This window comes from Clavibacter sp. (assembly GCF_014802555.1).
Classification (GTDB): domain Bacteria; phylum Actinomycetota; class Actinomycetes; order Actinomycetales; family Microbacteriaceae; genus Clavibacter; species Clavibacter sepedonicus.
Window position 1 is genome coordinate 1 of the sequence record NZ_JAAVCB010000006.1, and the last position, 20,433, is coordinate 20,433.

At 72.9% G+C, this 20,433-nt stretch carries 12 protein-coding genes and 1 pseudogene; 6 read left to right on the forward strand and 7 right to left on the reverse strand.

What is annotated here, in order from left to right; genetic code table 11:
• The 4 genes and pseudogenes from HDR73_RS00665 to HDR73_RS00680 all read right to left on the reverse strand — a co-directional run.
• The coding region (locus HDR73_RS00665; RefSeq protein ID WP_287136184.1) for a thioredoxin domain-containing protein at window positions 1-1,457 on the reverse strand (1,457 nt) is incomplete at its 3' end.
• Window positions 1,458-1,496: 39 nt separating this feature from the next.
• A complete protein-coding gene (locus HDR73_RS00670; RefSeq protein ID WP_012299640.1) occupies window positions 1,497-2,663 on the reverse strand; it encodes a magnesium and cobalt transport protein CorA in 1,167 nt (388 codons plus the stop codon).
• A gap of 47 nt (window positions 2,664-2,710) precedes the next feature.
• Window positions 2,711-3,507 (reverse strand): annotated as a pseudogene (locus tag HDR73_RS00675) (aldo/keto reductase).
• A gap of 50 nt (window positions 3,508-3,557) precedes the next feature.
• Window positions 3,558-5,144, reverse strand: a complete 1,587-nt coding sequence (locus tag HDR73_RS00680; RefSeq protein ID WP_049792007.1) for a long-chain-fatty-acid--CoA ligase — start codon at window positions 5,142-5,144, stop codon at window positions 3,558-3,560.
• Window positions 5,145-5,280: 136 nt separating this feature from the next.
• Here HDR73_RS00680 and hrpA point away from each other — a divergent pair, with 136 nt between their 5' ends.
• From hrpA to HDR73_RS00710, 6 genes are all read left to right on the forward strand, one after another.
• Complete coding sequence (hrpA, locus tag HDR73_RS00685) at window positions 5,281-9,099, forward strand: ATP-dependent RNA helicase HrpA (RefSeq protein WP_012299642.1); 3,819 nt, start codon at window positions 5,281-5,283, stop codon at window positions 9,097-9,099.
• Window positions 9,100-9,317: 218 nt separating this feature from the next.
• Window positions 9,318-11,024, forward strand: a complete 1,707-nt coding sequence (locus HDR73_RS00690; protein WP_012299643.1) for a purine-cytosine permease family protein — start codon at window positions 9,318-9,320, stop codon at window positions 11,022-11,024.
• 65 nt (window positions 11,025-11,089) lie between these two features.
• The gene (locus HDR73_RS00695; RefSeq protein WP_041464654.1) at window positions 11,090-11,824 is read left to right on the forward strand and encodes a GntR family transcriptional regulator; all 735 of its coding nucleotides are present in this window, start codon (window positions 11,090-11,092) and stop codon (window positions 11,822-11,824) included.
• Between the two features lie 99 nt (window positions 11,825-11,923).
• Entirely contained in the window at window positions 11,924-15,553 is a 3,630-nt protein-coding gene (gene uca, locus HDR73_RS00700; RefSeq protein WP_012299645.1) for an urea carboxylase, read from the forward strand.
• A gap of 61 nt (window positions 15,554-15,614) precedes the next feature.
• A complete protein-coding gene (atzF, locus tag HDR73_RS00705) occupies window positions 15,615-17,396 on the forward strand; it encodes an allophanate hydrolase (RefSeq protein ID WP_012299646.1) in 1,782 nt (593 codons plus the stop codon).
• Between the two features lie 44 nt (window positions 17,397-17,440).
• The gene (locus tag HDR73_RS00710) at window positions 17,441-17,881 is read left to right on the forward strand and encodes an AAA family ATPase (protein ID WP_041464655.1); all 441 of its coding nucleotides are present in this window, start codon (window positions 17,441-17,443) and stop codon (window positions 17,879-17,881) included.
• A 7-nt stretch (window positions 17,882-17,888) separates the two neighbouring features.
• Here HDR73_RS00710 and HDR73_RS00715 read toward each other — a convergent pair whose 3' ends face one another.
• The 3 genes from HDR73_RS00715 to HDR73_RS00725 all read right to left on the reverse strand — a co-directional run bounded on the left by HDR73_RS00715 (window position 17,889) and on the right by HDR73_RS00725 (window position 20,425).
• Entirely contained in the window at window positions 17,889-18,734 is an 846-nt protein-coding gene (locus tag HDR73_RS00715; protein ID WP_012299648.1) for a sulfurtransferase, read from the reverse strand.
• A 28-nt stretch (window positions 18,735-18,762) separates the two neighbouring features.
• Window positions 18,763-19,296 carry a GNAT family N-acetyltransferase gene (locus HDR73_RS00720; RefSeq protein ID WP_049791932.1) on the reverse strand — a complete coding sequence of 178 codons (534 nt, stop codon included), beginning with the start codon at window positions 19,294-19,296 and terminating at the stop codon, window positions 18,763-18,765.
• A 133-nt stretch (window positions 19,297-19,429) separates the two neighbouring features.
• Complete coding sequence (locus tag HDR73_RS00725; protein ID WP_012039117.1) at window positions 19,430-20,425, reverse strand: ribonucleotide-diphosphate reductase subunit beta; 996 nt, start codon at window positions 20,423-20,425, stop codon at window positions 19,430-19,432.
• Between the last annotated feature and the right edge of the window lie 8 nt (window positions 20,426-20,433).

Sequence of the window (20,433 nt, forward strand, 5' to 3'; positions counted from 1 at the left end):
AGGTCGAGGCCGAAGCCCGCGAGCACCGGATCCGCGCCCGTCGGCACGCGGAAGCCCGCGGCGCCCGACTGCGGCTCGCCCGCCCCGGGCTGCGCAGCGGAGGCGGCGTCGGCCGCCTGGACCAGCGCGTCCACGATCCCCCGCGCCCGCACCGCGTAGCCGACCTCGCCCGTCGCGAGCGCGAGCGCGAGCAGCCCGTCCGCGAGCATCCCGTGGTCCTCGAGCGTCGCGACCGCGGGCGACACGCGCCCGTCGATGGACGCGCGCACGAGCGACCCGTCGGCGCGCACGTGCTCCGCGAGCAGCATGTCGGCGGCATCGCGCGCGGCCTGGATCCAGGCGGGGCGGCCGAACGCGCGGCCCGCCCGGGCGAGAGCGCCGATCGCGAGCCCGTTCCACCCCGTGAGCACCTTCCCGTCGACCGCCGGCGGCTCCTCGGCGGCCCGCCCCGCGGCATCCAGCGCGTAGTAGCCGCCCTCGACGCGGCGGCCGCCGACCGTGCTCTCGGAGTCCTGCGCCGACGCGAACCCGCCGGACGCCCGCCGCAGCGTGCCGGTGAGGAACGCCGCGATGCCGCCCGCGACCTCCTCGTCCCCGGCACGCGCGTACGCGTCGAGCAGCAACGCGTTGTCGTAGAGCATCCGCTCGTAGTGCGGCTCGGACCAGTCGCGCCGCGTGGAGTAGCGGAAGAAGCCGCCCTCGACCGGGTCGCGCAGGTCGGATCCGGCCATCGCGTCGAGCGTCCGGCGCACGAGCGCGCGCGTCGCCTCGGCGCGTGACGGCGCGAGCACGCCGGAGGTGGCGAGCGTGTCGAGCAGCAGCACGACGGGCGCGACGGGGAACTTGGGCGCGGATCCGAACCCGCCGTGCTCCGGGTCCTCGAACGCGGCGAGGTCGGCGGCGATCCGGTCGAGGGCGGCGGCGTCCGGCAGCGGCGACGCGACGGATCCGCGCTCGGAGGCCTCCCGGATCGCGGCGCTCAGCTGCCCCGCGCCCTGCTCGACCTGGTCGCGGCGCGTGGTCCAGGCGTCGGCCACAGCGTCGAGCACCTGCCGGAACGACGGGTGCCCGGCGCGCGGCTCCGGCGGCGAGTAGGTGCCCGCGTGGAACGTGCGGCCCTCGGGCGTCGTGAACACGTTGAGCGGCCAGCCGAGCTGGTCCGTGAAGGCGCCGGCCGCGGTGATGAGCGCGGCGTCCACCTCGGGGTGCTCCTCGCGGTCGACCTTGATCGCGACGAACCCGGCGTTCAGCCGGTCGGCGAGCGCGGGATCCTGGAACGTCTCGCGCGCCATGACGTGGCACCAGTGGCAGGTCGAGTAGCCGACCGAGACGAGCACCGGCACGTCGCGCCTCCGGGCCTCCGCGAACGCCTCCTCGCCCCATGTCCGCCAGTCGACCGGGTTGTCCGCGTGGCTCTGGAGGTACGGGCTGACGGCGTCGGCTAGGCGGTTGGGCATGCGTCCACGCTACGCGCGGGGCAGGGACGGGTCCGGGCGTCAGATCCAGTCGCGCTTGCGGAAGATCCCGTAGAGCACGCCGCTCACGCCGAGCATGAGGACGAGGGAGAAGGGGTAGCCCCAGTCCCAGTGCAGCTCCGGCATGATGTCGAAGTTCATGCCGTAGACGCTCGAGACGAGCGTGGGCGCAAAGAGGATGGCCGCCCAGCCCGAGATCTTGCGGGTCTCCACGCTCTGCCGGTTGCTCGACTCGCTCAGCTCGCGCATCTCCTCGTTCTGGCGCTGGCCGACGAGCGTCGAGTTCACGGTGAGGATGTCGCGCAGCAGCACGCGGAACTCCTCCACGCGCTCGTTGACGACGATGACGTGGTCGGCCACGTCGCGGAGCGCCTGCTGGAGGTCCTCGCTGACCTCGTACTTGCCGGATCCCGCCTGCAGCTGCTGGAGCATGCCGCCGAGCGGGCGCACCGCGCGCTGGAAGTCGATGACCTCGCGGCTGAGCTCGTAGATGCGGCGGGACACGGCCGGATCCCCGTCGAACACCTGGTCCTCGATCTCGTCGATGTCGTTCGCGAGGCCCGTGACGACGGGCGCGTACCCGTCGACGACGGCGTCGAGGATCGCGTACAGCACCGACTGCGGCCCGTGCGTGAGGAGCTCCGGCCGCTCCTGCATGCGCGTGCGGATGGCGGAGAGGTCGGGTGACTCGGCGTGCCGGACGGTGATGACGAAGTTGCGGCCGAGGAACACGTGCAGCTCGCCGAACTCCACCTCCTCGCGGTCGTCCACGTAGCGGGCGGCGCGCAGCACGGTGAAGAGGGTGGAGCTGTAGCGCTCGGTCTTGGGGCGCTGGTGGGCCTGCACCGCGTCCTCCACCGCGAGCTCGTGCAGGTCGAACTCCTCGGCGAGCGCCTGCAGCTCCTCGACCGTGGGGCGGTAGAGGCCGATCCCCGCCATCGCCTCGGGGCGCTCGTCGAGCTCGCGGAACGTGTCGGCGAGGGTGGCGGGCGACGCGACGCGGCAGCCGTCGACATACACGCCGTTGTCGACGAGGCTCGGGCGACGCGCGCCCGGCTGCTCCGCCGGATCCTCCCGCTCGGCCCGCGCCCGGGCCGCGCCGCCCGCATGGCCGCCGAGGGGCGCGACGCCCCGGGAGACCACGGACTTGAGGCGCGTGCGGATGCGGTGCTGGGACATGACGGACACGGTACCCGGCCGAGGTGACGCGCCCGTGCCGCTGGGGAGCGACCCGGTCAGACCACCCGGTCGGGGTGGCTGCCCACGCGTCCCGCGGCCTCGAGCGCGGTGATCCCCGCCATCTCCTCGTCCGTCAGCGCGAAGTCGAAGACGTCCGCGTTCTCGACCAGCCGCTCGCGCCGCGTGGTCTTCGGGAAGACGATCGTGCCGCGCTGCACGTGCCAGCGGAGCACGACCTGCGCGTCCGTGCGGCCGTGGGCGCGGGCGGCGTCGCGCACGACGGCCGCACGACGGCTCCGCGGGCGAGCGGGCTCCACGCCTCGACGGCGATCCCGTGCTCGGCGAGGTATGCCGTGGTCGCCCGCTGCTGGTGCCGCGGGTGCAGCTCGATCTGGTCCACGGCAGGTGCGGGCAGGCCGGCGGTCGCCAGTGCCTCGAGGTGCGGCACCAGGAAGTTGGAGACGCCGATGGAGCGGCTCAGCCCCGCGTCGCGGGCCGCGGCGAGCGCCTCCCACGTCTCCACGTAGAGGCCGCGCTCGGCGGCGGGCCAGTGGATGAGGAGCAGGTCGACCGCGGGCAGGCCCAGCCGGTCGAGGCTGCGCCGGATCGCGTCGCGGGCCCGGTCGCGCCCGTGGTCGTCGTTCCAGACCTTGGTGGTGACGAACAGCTCGTCGCGCGGGAGGCCGGACGCGCGGATCGCCCGCCCGACGCCCTCCTCGTTGCCGTACATGGCAGCGGTGTCGATGTGCCGGTAGCCGACCTCGAGCGCCTCCGCGACGATCCGCTCGGCGTCGGAGTCCGTCACCTTGTAGGTTCCCACGCCGAACTGCGGGATGAGGACCCCGTCGCCCATCGGCACCGACGGGACGGGCGCGCGGAGGACGTCGCCGCCCTGCCCTTCCGTCACGAGCCGAACCGCTCGACGAGCGCCCGCTTGAGGATCTTCCCGCTCGGCCCGAGCGGCAGCGCCTCGACCACCTCGACCCGTCGCGGGTACTTGTAGGACGCTATGCGCTCCTTCATGTACGCGACGACCTCCGCGGCGTCGACGGTCGCGTCCGCCTTCGGCACGATCGCGGCGACGACCTCCTGCCCGTGCTCCTCGTGCGGCACGCCGAACACGGCGCACTGCGCGACGGCCTCGTGCCGGGCGAGCACTTCCTCGACCTCGCGCGGGTACACGTTGTAGCCGTTGCGCAGGATCATGTCCTTCGTCCGATCGACCACGCGGATGTAGCCGTCGTCGTCGATGGTGCCGAGGTCGCCGGTGCGGAACCAGCCGTCGACGACCGCGCGCGCGGTGTCCTCGGGGCGGTGCAGGTAGCCGTTCATGAGGTTGTGGCCGCGGATCACGATCTCGCCGAGCACGCCGCGCTCGAGCAGCTCGACCCGGTCCTCGTGCTCGGGGTCGGCGATCTCGATCTGCACGCCCCAGATCGGCTTCCCGACGGTGCCGGGCCGGGCGGGGAGCCCCACGTGGTTGAACGACGCGACGGGCGAAGTCTCCGTGAGGCCGTAGCCCTCGTGGATCTCGGCGGAGAACGCGTCGCGGAACGCCTCGATCGCGGCGACCGGGAGCGCGGCGCCGCCTGAGACCGCGTAGCGCAGGGCCGGGCGCGCGGGGTTCCGGCCCGCCGCCGCCAGCAGCGCGAAGTACATGGTCGGCACGCCCATGAACACCTGCGTGTCGTGCTCGACCATGAGCGCGAGCGCCGCGTCGCCGTCGAAGCGCGGCACCATCACGATGGTCGCGCCGATCCGGAAGGACGCGTTCATGGTGCAGGTCTGACCGAACGTGTGGAACAGGGGCAGGCAGCCGAGGATCCGGTCGCCCGTGCGGAGATCGAGCGTGTTGAGCAGCAGCACGTCGACCTGCATCACCAGCGCCAGGTGGCAGCCCTCGGCGCCCTTCGGCTGGCCCGTGGTGCCGGACGTGTACAGGATGGTTGCGATGTCCGACGGCCGGCGCGGCACGTAGGTGCGGATCGGTGTCGCGGCCGGCGCGAGCTCCTCCAGCCGGTCGGGCCCGCCCTCGGTCGAGGCCGGTACGAGCACGCTGATCACCGGCACCTCGGCGAGCGCAGCGCCCTTCGCGCCCTGCTCGAGCAGCGGTCCGGCGCAGACGAGGAGCGCGGATCCGGAGTCGCGGAGCACGTATGCGATCTCCTCGGCCTTCAACAGTGCGTGCACGGGCACGACCACGCCGCCGAGGGCGAGCACCGCGTAGTAGACGCGCGGGAAGTCGGCCACGTTGGGGATCAGCATGGCGACGCTCGTGCCCTCGCCCACCCCGCGCGCGGCGAGCGCGCCCGCGTAGGCGCGGGTCTCGTCCCAGAGCTCGCGATAGGTCGTGGCGACGTCGCCCACGACGACGGCGACCCGGTCGGCGTGCCGCTCGGCGGACTCGGCGAGGATCGCGGCCACCGACACGGAGGCGAACCCCGTGCCTTCCTGCTCGTGGGCGGGAAGCAGGGGCGTGTCGGAAGTCATGGTCGGTCCCATCGGTCGTCGACGACGCGGGAGGCGGTGCCCCCCGGGGCACCGTCCGTCGGGCGCCTGCCGCTGACGATAACCGTCGACGACCGCCCCGGGGAGGCCTGACAGCCCGCGGATAGGATGATCACGTATGGAATCCAGCATCGTGTACCCGCCCGAGCTCCCCGTCAGCCGGATGCGCGATGAGATCGCCGACGCCATCCGCGACAACCAGGTCGTCATCGTCGCGGGCGCCACGGGCTCGGGCAAGACCACGCAGCTGCCGAAGATCTGCCTCGAGCTCGGCCGCGAGAGCATCGGCCACACGCAGCCCCGCCGCCTCGCCGCGCGCACCATCTCGGAGCGCATCGCGGAGGAGCTCGGCGGCGAGGTCGGCCAGCTCGTCGGCTACCAGGTGCGCTTCACCGACAAGGTCTCCGCCGACACCCGCATCAAGCTGATGACCGACGGGATCCTGCTCAACGAGCTGCAGCGCGACCGGCTGCTGAAGAAGTACGACACGATCATCATCGACGAGGCCCACGAGCGCAGCCTCAACATCGACTTCCTGCTCGGCTACCTCAAGCAGCTGCTGCCCCGCCGGCCCGACCTCAAGCTCATCATCACGTCGGCCACCATCGACCCGCAGAGCTTCTCGAAGCACTTCGGCGACGCGCCCATCGTGGAGGTGTCCGGGCGCACGTACCCGGTGGAGATCCGGTACCGCCCGCTCGTGGCCGAGGCCGCCGTCGCGGGCGAGGACGACGACCTCGCCGACGCGCCGCTCGAGCGCCCGGCCGACGATCGCGACTTCCTGGAGGGCATCAACGCGGCCCTCGACGAGCTGGCCGCCGAGTCGTCGGGCGACGTGCTCGTCTTCCTCAGCGGCGAGAACGAGATCCGCGACGCCGAGGACGCGATCCGCAGCCGGAACCTCCCGCACACCGAGGTGCTGCCGCTCTACGGCCGGCTGTCGTCGGCGGACCAGCACCGCGTCTTCCAGCCGTCAACGCAGGCGGGCGTGCGCCGCCGCATCGTGCTCGCCACCAACGTCGCCGAGACGAGCCTCACGGTGCCCGGCATCAAGTACGTGATCGACGCCGGCACCGCCCGCATCTCGCGCTACAGCGTGCGCTCCAAGGTGCAACGGCTCCCCATCGAGGCGATCTCGCAGGCGTCGGCGAACCAGCGCTCGGGCCGCTCCGGCCGCACGAGTGACGGCATCGCGATCCGCCTGTACTCGGAGGAGGACTTCCTCCGCCGTCCCGAGTTCACCGAGCCCGAGATCCTCCGCACCAACCTCGCGGCCGTGATCCTGCAGATGGTGTCGCTCGGCCTCGGCGACATCGCCGCGTTCCCGTTCCTCCAGCCGCCGGACTCCCGCGGCATCAAGGACGGCGTCGACCTCCTCACCGAGCTCGGCGCCGTGATCCGCTCCCCCGACGGCACGCCCGCCCTCACCCAGGTGGGCCGCGACCTGTCGCGCCTGCCCATCGACCCGCGGTTCGCGCGCATGGTCGTCGAGTCGCGGAAGCACGGCGTGAGCCGCGAGGTGATGATCATCGTGGCCGGCCTCACCATCCAGGACGTGCGCGAGCGCCCGCTCGAGAAGCGCCCGCAGGCCGACCAGCAGCACGCGCGCTTCGTGGATCCGTCGAGCGACTTCATCACCCTCCTCAACCTCTGGAACCACCTCGAGGAGAAGGAGGCCGAGCTCTCCTCGAGCGCGTTCCGCCGCATGTGCAAGGCCGAGTTCCTCAACTACGTCCGCGTCCGCGAGTGGAAGGACGTGTTCCGCCAGCTGCGCCAGCTCGCCCGCCCCCTCGACCTCGCCATGAACGAGCCCAAGGCCGACCCGGACGGGATCCACAAGTCGCTGCTCGCCGGCCTCCTCTCCCACATCGGACTGAAGGACGCGCAGAAGAAGGACTACGTGGGCGCCCGCCAGTCGCGCTTCGTGGTGTTCCCGGGGTCGGCGCTCGCGAAGAAGCAGCCCGACGCGATCATGAGCGCCGAGCTCGTGGAGACCAGCCGCCTGTTCGCGCGCACCAACGCGGCCATCGACCCGGCGTGGGCCGAGCCCATCGCGGGCGGGCTCGTCAAGCGCACCCACAGCGAGCCGCACTGGGAGAAGAAGCAGGGCGCCACCGTCGCGTGGGAGCGCGTGACGCTCTACGGCGTGCCGATCGTGCTGAAGCGCCGCGTGCAGTTCTCCCGCATCGACCCCGCGTACGCGCGCGAGCTCTTCATCCGGCACGCGCTCGTCGAGGGCGACTGGGAGTCGCAGCAGGCCTTCGACCGCGCCAACCGCCGCCTGCGCGAAGAGCTCGCCGAGGTGGAGGAGCGCACGCGCCGCCGCGACATCCTCAACGACGACGAGGCCGTCTTCGAGTTCTACGACAAGCGGATCCCGCGCGACGTCGCTTCCACGCGCGCCTTCGAGGGCTGGTGGAAGAAGCAGCGGCAGGAGACGCCCGAGCTCCTCACGATGACGGCCGAGGAGCTCGTAGCCTCGGACGCGATGGACGTCGACGAGGCCGCGTTCCCGCCCACCTGGCAGCAGGGCGACCAGCGCCTCTCCCTCACCTACCGCTTCGAGCCGGGCGCGCCCGACGACGGCGTGACCGTGCAGGTGCCGCTCGCGCTCCTCGCGCGCCTCAGCCCCGCGGGCTTCGACTGGCAGGTGCCCGGCATGCGGCGCGACCTCGTGACCGCCATGATCAAGGCCCTCCCGAAGGCGCTGCGGAAGAACGTCGTGCCCGCCGCCGACTGGGCCGACCGGCTCCTCGAGGGCCTGCCCGAGCCGGATCCGCAGCACCCCGTGGCCTTCACCACCACCATCGCGGGCCTCATCATGCGGAAGGCGCACGTGCGCGTCGCCGACGACGACTTCGACCTCGACCGGATCCCCGCGCACCTGCGCATGGCGTTCCGGGTCGTCGACGAGCGCGGCCGCGAGGTGGCCGCCGGTCGCGACCTCACCGAGCTGCAGGCGCGCCTGTCCAGCCGCGCGCGGGACAGCGTCGCGCGCGCCACCGCCCGGCCGGTCGAGCGCGTCGCCGGTGCGAAGGGCCCGGCCACGCGCGGCATGGAGCGCACGGGCCTCACCACGTGGGACCTCGACGAGCTGCCCCGCTTCGTCGACACCGCGCAGGGCGGCACGGGCGACAGCAGGCACGTCATCCGCGCGTATCCCGCGCTCGTCGACGAGGGGTCCACCGTCGCGATCCGCCTCATGGCGACCGCCGAGGACCAGGCCCGCGCGATGCCCGGCGGCGTGCGGCGCCTCCTGGTGCTCGCCATCGCGAACCCCTCGGCCTACGTGAAGCAGCACCTCACGAGCCAGGAGAAGCTGATGCTCGCGACGAGCCCGTACCCGAACGTGCAGGCGCTCTTCGACGACTGCCTGCTCGCGTGCATCGACCAGGTGCTCGAGCGCGTGGCCCCGGGCGGCGCGATCTACTCGAAGGAGCTGTTCGAGACGGCGCGCGACCGCGTCTCCGGCGTCGTCATGGACTCGATGTTCGACACCGTGGCGCTCGTCAACCGGATCCTCACGGGCGCGCGCGACGCCGAGCGCGCGATCAAGCAGGCCACGAGCATGCAGCTCATCGGCGCGCTCACGGACGCGCGCGAGCAGCTCGCCGGCCTCGTGCACCCGGGCTTCGTCTCGGCGACCGGCCTCGCCCGGCTCCAGCGCCTGCCCGCCTACCTCTCCGGCCTCACCCACCGCGTGCAGCGCCTCCCCGACCAGCCCGCGCGCGACCGCGCGTGGATGACCGAGGTGCAGAAGGCGACCGACCTCTACCGCGAGGCCGGCGGCGTCATCCCGTCGGCGCCGCACGCGCCCGCGTCGCTCGTGCACGCCCGCTGGATGCTCGAGGAGCTGCGCCTCAGCCTCTTCGCCCAGCACCTGCCGACGGCCGAGCCGGTGTCGCTGCAGCGGATCCGGAAGGTGCTCGCGGGCTGAGGCGCGGGATCAGGCGGGGGTCGGGCACGTGCCCGGTCGCCTCGTGGCTCGTCGCTGGCGTCGAGTTCGTATGCAACCTCGTGTACAGCGCTGTCGACACACAGATGTTCGCTGCGGGGAACATCGTCGAAACACGGGCTGAGCAGAGTGGTCGCACGACGCCCACCGGAGAGCGTCGTGCTCCCCGCCCTGCACCGTCGCCCGTGAAAGGCCCTGCCATGACGCCAGACACCCGGTCAGCTCCACCCGGCCCCAGCTCCGCCGCCCCCGCCGTCGCCTCCGCCTCCGCCGACTCGACCACCCGCGCCGCCACGCGCGAGAGCCTCGAGGACTACACCCTCCGCTTCGCGCCCCGCTCCTACCGGCGCTGGACCGCCGGCGTCGTCGCCACCAGCGCCCTCGGCGGCATCGCCTACCTCGCGGACTTCTCCATCGGGGCCAACATCGGCATCGCCCACGGCACCACGAACGCGCTCCTCGGGATCCTCGTCGCCGCCGTCATCATCTTCGTCACCGGCATCCCGCTCGCGTACTACGCGGCCCGGTACAACATCGACCTCGACCTCATCACGCGCGGATCCGGCTTCGGCTACCACGGCTCGATCATCACCAACGTGATCTTCGCCACGTTCACGTTCATCTTCTTCGCGCTCGAGGGCTCGATCATGGCGCAGGGGCTCGAGCTCGGCCTCGGCATCCCGCGCCCGGTGGGCTACGCGGCGTCGACGCTGCTCGTGATCCCGCTCGTGATCTACGGCATGAAGGCGCTGTCGAAGCTGCAGGTCTGGACCACGCCGCTCTGGCTCGTGCTGATGGTGATCCCGTTCGCCTACCTCGTCATCGCGAACCCCGGGTCGGTGGGCACCTTCCTCGCCTACCCGGGCGAGGGCGGCGGGACCGGCGGCGCCGACCTCGCGTCGGTGATGCTGGCGGCCGGCGTCTGCCTCTCGCTCATCGCGCAGATCGCCGAGCAGATCGACTACCTCCGCTTCATGCCGCCGAAGACCGACGCCAACCGCGTCGCCTGGTGGCGCGCCGTCATCCTCGCGGGACCCGGCTGGGTGCTCTTCGGCGCCGTCAAGCAGGCCGTGGGCCTCTTCATCGCCGTCTACCTCATCGCCACGCTCGATCCCGCCGCCTCGGCGACCGCGAACGAGCCGGTCCACCAGTTCCTCGGCGTCTACGAGCAGATGATGCCCGGCTGGCTGGCCCTCGCCCTCGCCGTGGTGCTCGTGGTGATCTCGCAGATCAAGATCAACGTGACGAACGCCTACTCGGGATCCCTCGCCTGGACGAACTCGTTCACCCGCGTCACCCGCACGTACCCCGGACGCATGGTCTTCGTGATCGTGAACCTCGCCATCGCGCTCGCGCTGATGGAGCTCAACATGTTCGACTTCCTCAACACGATCCTCGGCTTCTACGCCAACTGCGGCATGGCCTGGATCGTCACCGTGGCGACCGACATCGCGATCAACAAGCACGTGCTGGGGCTGTCGCCCAAGCACCCGGAGTTCCGGCGCGGCATGCTCCACGACTGGAACCCGGTGGGCGTCGTGTCGCTCGCGCTCAGCGCGGGAATCTCCATCGCCATGTTCTTCGGCGCGTTCGGGCCGGACATCGCCCCGTTCTCGCCGATGTTCGCGGTCGGCATCGCGATCGTCGCCACCCCGCTCATGGCGATCCTCACGCGCGGCCGCTACTACCTCCGCCGCACCGACGACGGCATCGACCTCCCGATGCTCGACGCGGACGGCAACCCCTCCGCCGCGCTGCTGCGCTGCCACGTCACGGGGTTGGAGTTCGAGCGGCCCGACATGATCCTCTCGGCGGAGCGCGCGGAGGACGGCTCGCCGCAGTACATCTCCTCGCTCGCGCTCGCCACCGACCGGACGGGGCGCTACGTGCTCCCCGCGCAGCGATGAGCCCCATGCTGACGGAGCCGCCGCTCCGGAGGATCGTCTCCCTCGGCGGACCGTATGGTGCAGGGATGAGCGACGACGAGAACGCCCCCGAGACCCCGACGGCGTCCGCCGCCGCGACCGGGCCACGGCGTTCCCGCACCGACCACGTCTACGAGCAGCTCCGCGACCGCCTCATGAGCGGGGCCTACGCGCCGCGCACCCGGCTCCGGGAGGAGGCGATCGCCGCCGAGATGCAGGTCTCGCGGACGCCCGTGCGCACGGCGCTCTTCATGCTCCGCAGCGACGGCCTCATCGAGAACGACGAGTACGGCTACCGCGTCGTCATGCCGGACCTGCAAGCCCTCGCCGCCCTGTACGAGCTGCGGGTCACCCTCGAGATGCGCGGGATCCAGCGCACCATCGACTACGACGCCGCCGCGTACGACCTCCCGCTCCTCACCGCGGAGCTCGACCGGTGGCGGGAGTTCGCGGAGAGCCCGCCGTCGCCGACCCCGCAGTTCGTGGTCGAGGACGAGCGCTTCCACGTCACGCTCTGCCGTGCCGCCGGCAACGAGGCGATCGTCGACGCCCTCGAGGCCGTCAACCACCGGATCCGCTCGGTGCGCATGTACGACTACGTGACCGAGGACCGCATCACCGCGACCGTCCAGGAGCACCTGGCGATCGGCGACCTCGTCGTCGCCGGCGACGTCGAGGCGGCCAAGGCCGCGCTCGGCGAGCACGTCGGCGTCTCCCTGGACACCGTGATGGCCCGGGCCACCCGCGCCATCACCAACATGGTCACCCGCGGCGTCCTCTGACGCCCCTCCCCGCCCGACCCGCGACACCCGACCCGCGTCACCCGCGCCGCCCGATCCCCGGGCCGCGCGCTCCTCCGCCGACCCGGAAAGCAGAGAGCCATGCCCACGCCCGCTCCCCCCGCACCGCGCTTCGACAGCGTCCTCATCGCCAACCGCGGCGAGATCGCCCGCCGCATCATCCGCACCGCCAGGCGCATGGGGCTGCGCACCATCGCCGTGTACTCGGAGGCCGACCGCGCCGCCCCGCATGTCCGCGAGGCCGACGAGGCCCATCTCCTCGGGCCGAGCGAGCCGGAGCGCAGCTACCTCGACATCGACCGCATCATCGAGGTCGCGCAGGCCGCCTGCGCCGGCGCCATCCACCCGGGCTACGGCTTCATCTCGGAGAGCGCCGCGTTCGCCCGGGCCGTCGAGGAGGCGGGCATGGTCTTCGTCGGCCCCACCTGGCAGCAGATCGAGGCCTTCGGCCCGAAGCACACCGCGCGCGCGATCGCCATGGAGTGCGGCGTCCCATGCGTGCCCGGGAGCGGCCTCGTCGCGTCGGAGGACGCCGCGGCCGAGGCCGCCGCCGCGGTCGGCTACCCGGTGATGGTGAAGGCGTCGGGCGGCGGAGGCGGCGTGGGCATCGTGACCTGCGCCGACGAGACGCAGCTCCGCGCCGCGTACGCCTCGGTCACGCGGCTGGCCGCGGCGAACTTCGCGACCCCCGGCGTGTTCGTGGAGCGCTTCATCGCCCGTGCCCGCCACCTCGAGGTGCAGGTGTTCGGCGACGGCGCGGGCGAGGTGGCGATCCTGGGCGACCGGGACTGCAGCCTGCAGCGCCGCCACCAGAAGGTCGTCGAGGAGGCCCCGGCTCCGCACCTCCCCGAGCACGTGCGCGAGACGATGCACCGCAGCGCGGCCGCCCTCGCCCGGCACGTCGGCTACCGCTCGGCCGGCACGGTCGAGTTCGTGTACGACGACCGGACCGAGGACGTGTTCTTCCTCGAGATGAACACCCGGCTCCAGGCCGAGCACCCGGTGACCGAGCAGGTCCTCGGCATCGACCTCGTCGAGTGGATGCTGCGCGTGGGCCTCGGCGACGTCGGCCCCGCGGGCTTCCTCGCCGCGGCCGAGATCCCCTCGCCGACGCGCCACTCCGTGGAGGCGCGCATCTACGCGGAGGACCCCACGAAGGACCACCGCCCGAGCTCGGGCCTGCTGACCGAGGTCGCGTTCCCGGCGGGCGCCGTGGCCGGCCCGGCCGACCTCCGCATCGAGAGCGGGGTGGAGACGGGCGACGTCGTCACCCCGGTCTACGACCCGATGCTCGCCAAGCTCATCGTCACTGCCGACGACCGCACCGCGGCCTTCGCCGCCCTCTCGGACGCGCTCGCCGAGACGCGGATCCACGGGCTGGAGACCAACGTCGGCCTGCTGGCGAGCATCGCCCGGTGCCCGGAGGTCCTCGACGGGAGCATGACGACCTCGCTCCTGGAGACCCTCCGCGACGAGCGCCCCCGCATCGACGTGGAGCGCGGCGGCGCGTCCACCACCATCCAGGACTGGCCGGGACGACTCGGCCACTGGCAGGTCGGCGTCCCGCCGGGAGGCCCGATGGACGACCGCTCCTTCCGCCTCGCGAACCGCGCAGTCGGCAACCCGGAGGGCACTCCGGCCCTCGAGTGCACCGTGACCGGACCCGCGCTGCGGTTCTCCCACGCGACCCTCGTCTGCGTCACCGGCGCGGAGACGGTCGTGACCGTCGACGGGGCGCCCGTCCCGCAGTGGGAGCCCGTCCTCGTGCCGGCGGGCGGCACGCTCGACGTCGGCACCGTGCGCGGCGTCGGGGTCCGGACCTACGTCGCCGCGCGGGCGGGCTTCGACGTGCCCGCGTACCTCGGCAGCGCCGCCACGTTCGCGCCCGGGGGCTTCGGCGGGCACGGCGGCCGAGCGCTCGCCACGGGCGACGTGCTCCGGACGGCGCCGCTCGACGAGGCGGGATCCGCGGCGGGACTCGGCGAGCCCGCTCCCGTGCCGCCGGCGGAGCGTCCCGTCATCGGCGCCTCGTGGACGCTGCACGTCGCCGAGGGACCGCACCCGGCCCCGGACTACTTCACCCCCGATGACATGGCCGCGATCTACGACGCCGAGTGGGAGGTGCACTTCCACGCGGCGCGCACCGGGATCCGGCTCGTCGGCCCGAAGCCGCGCTGGGCACGACCGGACGGCGGCGAGGCGGGCCTGCACCCCTCGAACCTGCACGACAACGCGTACTCCGTCGGCGCGATCAACTTCACCGGCGACACCCCGTCGATCCTCGGACCCGACGGCCCGAGCCTCGGCGGCTTCGCCTGCCCGGTCACGGTCGTGAGCGCCGACCGCTGGAAGCTCGGCCAGCTGCGCCCCGGCGACACGCTGCGCCTGGTCCCCGTCGACGAGTCGGAGCTGCCGCGCATCGGCGAGGCCCGGCGCACGGCCGACGCCTTCGTCCCGCGCTCCTCCCGGCGGGACGACGATGACGGCGTGCTCGCCCGCCGACCGGCGACCGACGCCGCTCCCGAGGTCGTCTACCGCCGGGGCGGCGACGACAACCTCCTCGTCGAGTACGGGCCGATGACGCTCGACCTCGGGCTGCGGATGCGGATCCACGCGCTCATGGAGGCGCTCGCCCGCGTCGACCCGGCCGGGCTCGTGGACGTCACGCCGGGCGTCCGATCGCTGCACCTGCACGTCGACCCCGCCGTGCTGGGCGTGCGCCGGCTGCTCGGGCTCCTGCGAGAGCTGGAGGACACGATCCCGGCGACGGCCGACCTCGTGGTCCCCAGCCGCGAGGTGCACCTGCCGCTCTCGTGGGACGACCCGAGCATCCACGAGGCCATCGACCGGTACGCGTCGCTCATCCGCGACGACGCCCCGTGGAACCCGTCCAACATCGAGTTCATCCGCCGCGCCAACGGCCTGGGGTCGGTGGACGAGGTCCGCGACATCGTCATGTCCGCGCAGTACATGGTCCTCGGCCTCGGCGACGTCTACCTCGGCGCCCCGGCGGCGGCCCCGCTCGATCCCCGCCACCGGCTGATGACGACCAAGTACAACCCGGCGCGCACGTGGACGGCCGAGGGCACGGTCGGCATCGGCGGGACGTACATGTGCATCTACGGCATGGACAGCCCCGGCGGCTACCAGCTCATCGGCCGCACGCTCCCCATCTGGGCGGGCCTGCGCACGCGCCGGCGGGCGTTCCGCGACGGCCACCCGTGGCTGCTGCGTTTCTTCGACCGGATCCGCTACCACCCCGTGAGCGCCGACGAGCTGATGCACCTGCGCTCCGAGATGGCGGCCGACCGGCTCGAGCTCGACATCCGACCGGGCGAGTTCTCGCTGCGCGAGCACGAGGACATGCTCGCGCGCGACGCCGAGCCGATCGCCGCGTGGGAGGCGGCCGGCGAGTTCGCCGTCCGCGAGGAGGCCGTCGGCGCCGACTCCGTGGAGGACGATGTCCGATCCCGGCTGCCCGAGGGCGCCACCGTGGTGGAGGCGCCGATGGCCGGCGCCGTGTGGAAGGTCGAGGCATCGACCGGGGCCGACGTGGGAGTCGGCGCCGCGCTCCTCGTCCTCGAGGCGATGAAGATGGAGACGCCCGTCCGCGCGCCCCACGACCTGCGCGTGGTGGAGATGCTCGTCGCGGCCGGTGCCACCGTCGCGGCCGGCCAGCCGCTCGCCATCGTCTCCGCCACCGCCCCCTGACCGCCGCGTCGCCACGAGCGCCGCACCCCAACGACCACCGCACCCCGAACGGAGACCCCGCATGACCTCCTCGCCCACGTCAGCTCCCCTCACCCCTCCCGCTCCTCCCGCGGGGGCACCGGATCCGGTCGGCCGCGTCCGCGCCGCCTACCGGCGCATCGTGGAGGCGGACCGGCCCGAGGTCTGGATCACGCTGCGCCCGGAGGAGGAGGCCCTCGCCGCCGCGGCCGCCGTCGAGCGCGCCCTCGCGGATCACGGCGCCGACGCCCTGCCGCTCGCGGGCCTGGTGATCGCGGTCAAGGACAACATCGACGCCGCCGGGTTCCCGACGACCGCAGCGCTCCCCGGCAGCGCCTACACGCCTGCGGAGAGCGCCCCCGTCGTCGCGCGCCTCGAGGCGGCGGGCGCCGTGGTCGTCGGCAAGACGAACCTCGACCAGCTCGCCACCGGGCTCGTCGGGACGCGCAGCCCCTACGGCGAGGTGCGGGGAGCGGCCGACCCCGAGCTCGTCTCCGGTGGATCCAGCTCGGGCTCCGCGGTAGCCGTCGCGCTCGGGATCGTGGACGCCGCCCTCGGCACCGACACCGCCGGATCCGGCCGCGTGCCCGCCGCCTACAACCGGCTCGTCGGGATCAAGCCCACCCTCGGCCTCCTGCCTGCCCGCGGCGTCGTGCCGGCCGCGCCCTCCTACGACACCGTGACGGTGTTCGCCCGCACCCTCGGCCTGGCCGAACGCGTGGCCGGGGTGATGGCGGGCGTCGACGACGCGGATCCGGCCAGCCGCCCCTGGCCCGCCGACGCTCCGCTGAGCGCGGCTCCCGTCCTCCACCTCGCCGTGCCGGTCGACGCTGACCTCGCGCCCATGTCCCCGGAGTGGCGGCGCGCCTTCGACCGGACCGTCGCGCTGCTCGCGGACGCGGGCGTGCAGATCGTCGAGGTCGACATCGCGCCGCTGCTCGCGGCCGCCGCCCTCCTCTACGACGGCGCCCTCGTGGCCGAGCGCACGCAGGCCGTCGGGCACCTGCTCGCCGGGACGCCCGAGGGCACGGATCCGTCGGTCGCCCGCATCATCGGCTCCGGCTCCGCGAAGACGGCCGTCGAGCTCGTCGCCGACCAGCAGACGCTGCGACGCCACCGGCTGGATGCCCGGCGCATCCTCGCCGGCGTGGACGCGCTCCTGCTGCCCACGGCCCCCGGGCACCCGTCGCGCGCCGAGGTCGCGGCGGATCCGATCGGCGTGAACTCGTGGGTGGGCACGTACACGAACTTCGTGAACCTCCTCGACCTGGCCGCGATCGCGGTGCCCGGTCCCGACGCCGACGGTCGGCCCTTCGGCGTGACCCTGGTCGGTCCCGCGTTCTCGGACGCCGCGCTCGTCGACGCCGCTGGCCGGCTGCAGCGCACGATCGGCACGGCGGGTGACGACGCGCGCATCCCGACGGGGTCGTGGGGACCCGCCGCCACGCCGATCGCCGTGTTCGGCGCACACATGGTCGGGCAGCCGCTCAACGGGCAGCTCACCGCGCTCGGCGCGCGGCTGCTCGGCGACGCGGTCACCGCGCCCGCCTACCGCCTGCACGCGCTCGACACGACGCCGCCCAAGCCGGGGCTCGTCGCCACGGACACGGGCGGCGCGAGTATCACCGGGGAGCTGTGGGCGATCCCGTCGGGCCGCGTGGCCGACTTCGTCGCGCAGCTCGCGCGCCCCATGGTGGTCGGCAAGGTGGCGCTGGCGGACGGATCCGAGGTGCTCGGCTTCCTCTGCGAGCCCCAGGCGATCGCGGGCGCCGAGGACATCACCGAGCGCGGCTCCTGGCGCACGCACCTCGGGGCCGGGAGCTGAGCGTCGTGCGCCGGGAGCGGTCCGCCGCCGCGTACCGTCGTCGCATGACGCGGATCCTCCTCACCGGCATGTCCGGCGCCGGGAAGTCGACGCTCCTCACCGAGCTCGCCCGCCGCGGGCACCGCACCCTCGACACCGACCACGACGGCTGGACCCTGCCGGACGGCCGATGGGACGAGCCGCGGATCGCCGGCCTCCTCGACCGCGAGCCGCACATCGTGGTCTCCGGCGCCGTCGAGAACCAGGGCGCGTTCCGCGACCGCTTCGAGCACGTCGTGCTGCTCAGCGCACCGCTCGACGTCCTGCTCGCCCGCGTCGCCGCGCGCACCGGGAACGACTACGGGACGGATCCCGCCGACCGCGAGGAGATCCGCCGGTACACGCGGGAGGTGGAGCCGCTGCTGCGTCGATCTGCCGACGTCGAGCTCGACGGCCGGCGCGCGACCGCGGACCTGGCCGACGAGCTGGAGCGGCTGCTGGGCTGAGCCGCGGTCAGACCCCGCCCGGCTCCGCGCCCGTCGCGGCCGGCAGCTCCGGCCGGTTCGCCCACGCCGACCAGGATCCCGGGTACAGCGCGGCGTCTATGCCCGCGATCGCGAGCGCCGCGACCTCGAGCGCCGCGCTCACGCCGGACCCGCAGTAGACCGCGACCTCGTCCGCATCGGGCACCCCGAGCACCGCATACCGCGCGCGCAGCTCCGCGCGCGACCGGAACGTGCCATCCGAGGCGAGGGCGTCCGAGGAGGGCGCGCTCCGGGCACCTGGGATGTGACCCGGACGCGGATCCCACGGCTCGACCTCCCCGCGGTACCGCTCCTCCGCGCGGGCGTCGAGCAGCACGCCGTCGAGCGCGACACGGGCGGCGCCGTCCTCGTCGACCACGGCGAGGAGGCCGGAGGCTAGCGTCACGTCGCCGGGGGTCGGCACGACCGGGCCGGTCTCGAGCGGGAGGCCCGCGGCGGTCCAGGCGGGCAGGGCGCCGTCGAGGATCCGCACGTCGGCGATGCCGGCGTCGCGCAGCAGCCACCAGGCTCGCGCCGCCGCGAGGCTGCCTCCGCCGTCGTACGCGACGACCGCGTCCCCCGCCCGGACGCCCCACCTGCGCGCAGCCTCCTGCAGCGCCGCGGGCTCGGGCAGCGGATGCCGCCCCTCCTCGGGAGCGCCGTGTCGCGACAGCTCCGTGTCGAGGTCCGCGTACACGGCGCCCGGGATGTGCCCGGCCTCGTGCAGCGGCCGGCCGGGCGGGCCGCCGAGGGACCACCGCACGTCGATCACGCGCACGTCGCCGCGGGTGCGGATGGCGTGGTCCAGCTCGGTCGGCGTGATGAGGATCTCCATCCCGCCATGCTCGCAGCGTCGAGCGGGATCAGCCCAGCGGCTTCTCGAAGCAGACCGAGTTCGTGACCGGGATGTACGGCGGGTACGTGTCGATGGGCAGCCACCCCGCGGTCGCGTACAGCCGGATGGCGTCGGGCTGCCGGTCGCCCGTCTGCAGGATGAGCCGCCGTGCGCCGCGCTCCCGGGCCACGCGCTCCAGCTCCGCCATCAGCACGCGCGCGAGGCCGGTGCCGCGGTGCGCGGGATCCACGACCACCTTCTTCAGCTCGAGCTCGTCGCCGAGGTGCCGGATGACGCCGTGCGCGGCCGCATCCCGGTCGTCGCCGTCGACGACGAGCAGCACGACGGCCTCCACGTCGGCCGGGTCGAACGCGAACGCCACGGCCGCCTTCGCGGGCCAGTCGGGGTCGTCGTCGTGCCGCCCCTCGTACCGCACGTCCATCTCGGCCTCCATGGCCGCCCGGATCCGGGCACCGCGCGCGTCGTCCCAGCCGACCACCTCGGTGCGGTACACCCGTCCGTCGCGCGCGACGTGCCGCGCCCCGGTCTGCTGCTCGGTCATGCTCCCTCTTCCTCCGGGCCGGGCCGGTGCCGGCGCGGGCATGACGACGCCCGCACCGGCATCCGGGTGGATGCGCGGCGCGGGCGGCGTCGGTGATGCGGTGCCGCGGTCTCCCGCGGCGGGTCGTGCGGTGCTACTTGGCGCCGACGGTGGCCGACGCGTTCGACTCGTACGACGTGTTGGTCGACTCGAAGAAGTTGACGAGCTGCAGCGTGTCGTTCGCCGTGGCCATCCATTTCGCCGGGTTCGAGACCTTGTACTCGGCCTCGAAGCCGAGCTCCTCCAGGCGACGGTCGGCCAGGTACTTCACGTACTGGTTGATGTAGTTCGCGTTCAGCCCGAGGATCCCGTTGGGCAGGAGGTCGCGGTTGTACTGCTCCTCCATCTCGACGGCGTCGAGGATCATCTGCTTGATCTCGGCGGCGAACTCCTCGGTCTGCAGGTCGGGGTTCTCCTCGAGCACCGTGAGGATGAGGTTGATCCCGAACTTGAGGTGCAGTGACTCGTCGCGCACGATCCAGTCCATGAGCGAGCCGAAGTTGCGCAGCAGGTTCCGCTGGCGGAACGACAGCGACACCATGAAGCCCGAGTAGAACCAGATGCCCTCGAGGATGACGTTGTACGCGACGAGGTTCCGGACGAAGTCCTTCTTGCCCTCGGTGGTGGTGATGTCGAGGGTCTGCTCGGTCATGCGCTTGATGAACTTGACCTCGAACTCCTCCTTGCGCGCCATCGACGGGATGTCGACGTGGGAGTTGTACGCGGCCTCGCGGTCGATCGGGAACGTCTCGAGGACGTACTCGAACGACATGCAGTGGTTCGCCTCCTCCCACATCTGCTTCGCGAGGTAGAGGTGGCACTCCGGCGCGTTGATGTAGGGGTAGACGCCGAACGCGAGCGCCTTGTTCACGAGGAGCTCGTTCGGGTTGAAATAGCTCATGAGGAACGTGATCGCGTGGCGCTCCTCGTCCGTCATCTTCTTGAAGTCCGCGATGTCCTCGCCGAGCTGGATCTCGTTGGGAAACCACGTGTTGGCGACGGCCTGGTCGTACAGGTCCATGGCCCACTGGTAGTTGACGGGCTTGAGGAGGAGGCCCTCCTGGATTCCCGTGCCGAGGATCTTCGACATCTGCTTCT

Excerpts from the sequence above, each read along its gene's own strand:
- HDR73_RS00695 (WP_041464654.1), top strand. The coding sequence starts at position 11,090 with ATGAGCGACGACGAGAACGCCCCCGAGACCCCGACGGCGTCCGCCGCC.
- atzF (WP_012299646.1), top strand. The coding sequence starts at position 15,615 with ATGACCTCCTCGCCCACGTCAGCTCCCCTCACCCCTCCCGCTCCTCCC.
- HDR73_RS00720 (WP_049791932.1), bottom strand. The coding sequence starts at position 19,296 with ATGACCGAGCAGCAGACCGGGGCGCGGCACGTCGCGCGCGACGGACGG.
- HDR73_RS00715 (WP_012299648.1), bottom strand. The coding sequence starts at position 18,734 with ATGGAGATCCTCATCACGCCGACCGAGCTGGACCACGCCATCCGCACC.
- HDR73_RS00725 (WP_012039117.1), bottom strand. The coding sequence starts at position 20,425 with ATGTCGAAGATCCTCGGCACGGGAATCCAGGAGGGCCTCCTCCTCAAG.
- hrpA (WP_012299642.1), top strand. The coding sequence starts at position 5,281 with ATGGAATCCAGCATCGTGTACCCGCCCGAGCTCCCCGTCAGCCGGATG.
- HDR73_RS00680 (WP_049792007.1), bottom strand. The coding sequence starts at position 5,144 with ATGACTTCCGACACGCCCCTGCTTCCCGCCCACGAGCAGGAAGGCACG.
- HDR73_RS00710 (WP_041464655.1), top strand. The coding sequence starts at position 17,441 with ATGACGCGGATCCTCCTCACCGGCATGTCCGGCGCCGGGAAGTCGACG.
- HDR73_RS00690 (WP_012299643.1), top strand. The coding sequence starts at position 9,318 with ATGACGCCAGACACCCGGTCAGCTCCACCCGGCCCCAGCTCCGCCGCC.
- uca (WP_012299645.1), top strand. The coding sequence starts at position 11,924 with ATGCCCACGCCCGCTCCCCCCGCACCGCGCTTCGACAGCGTCCTCATC.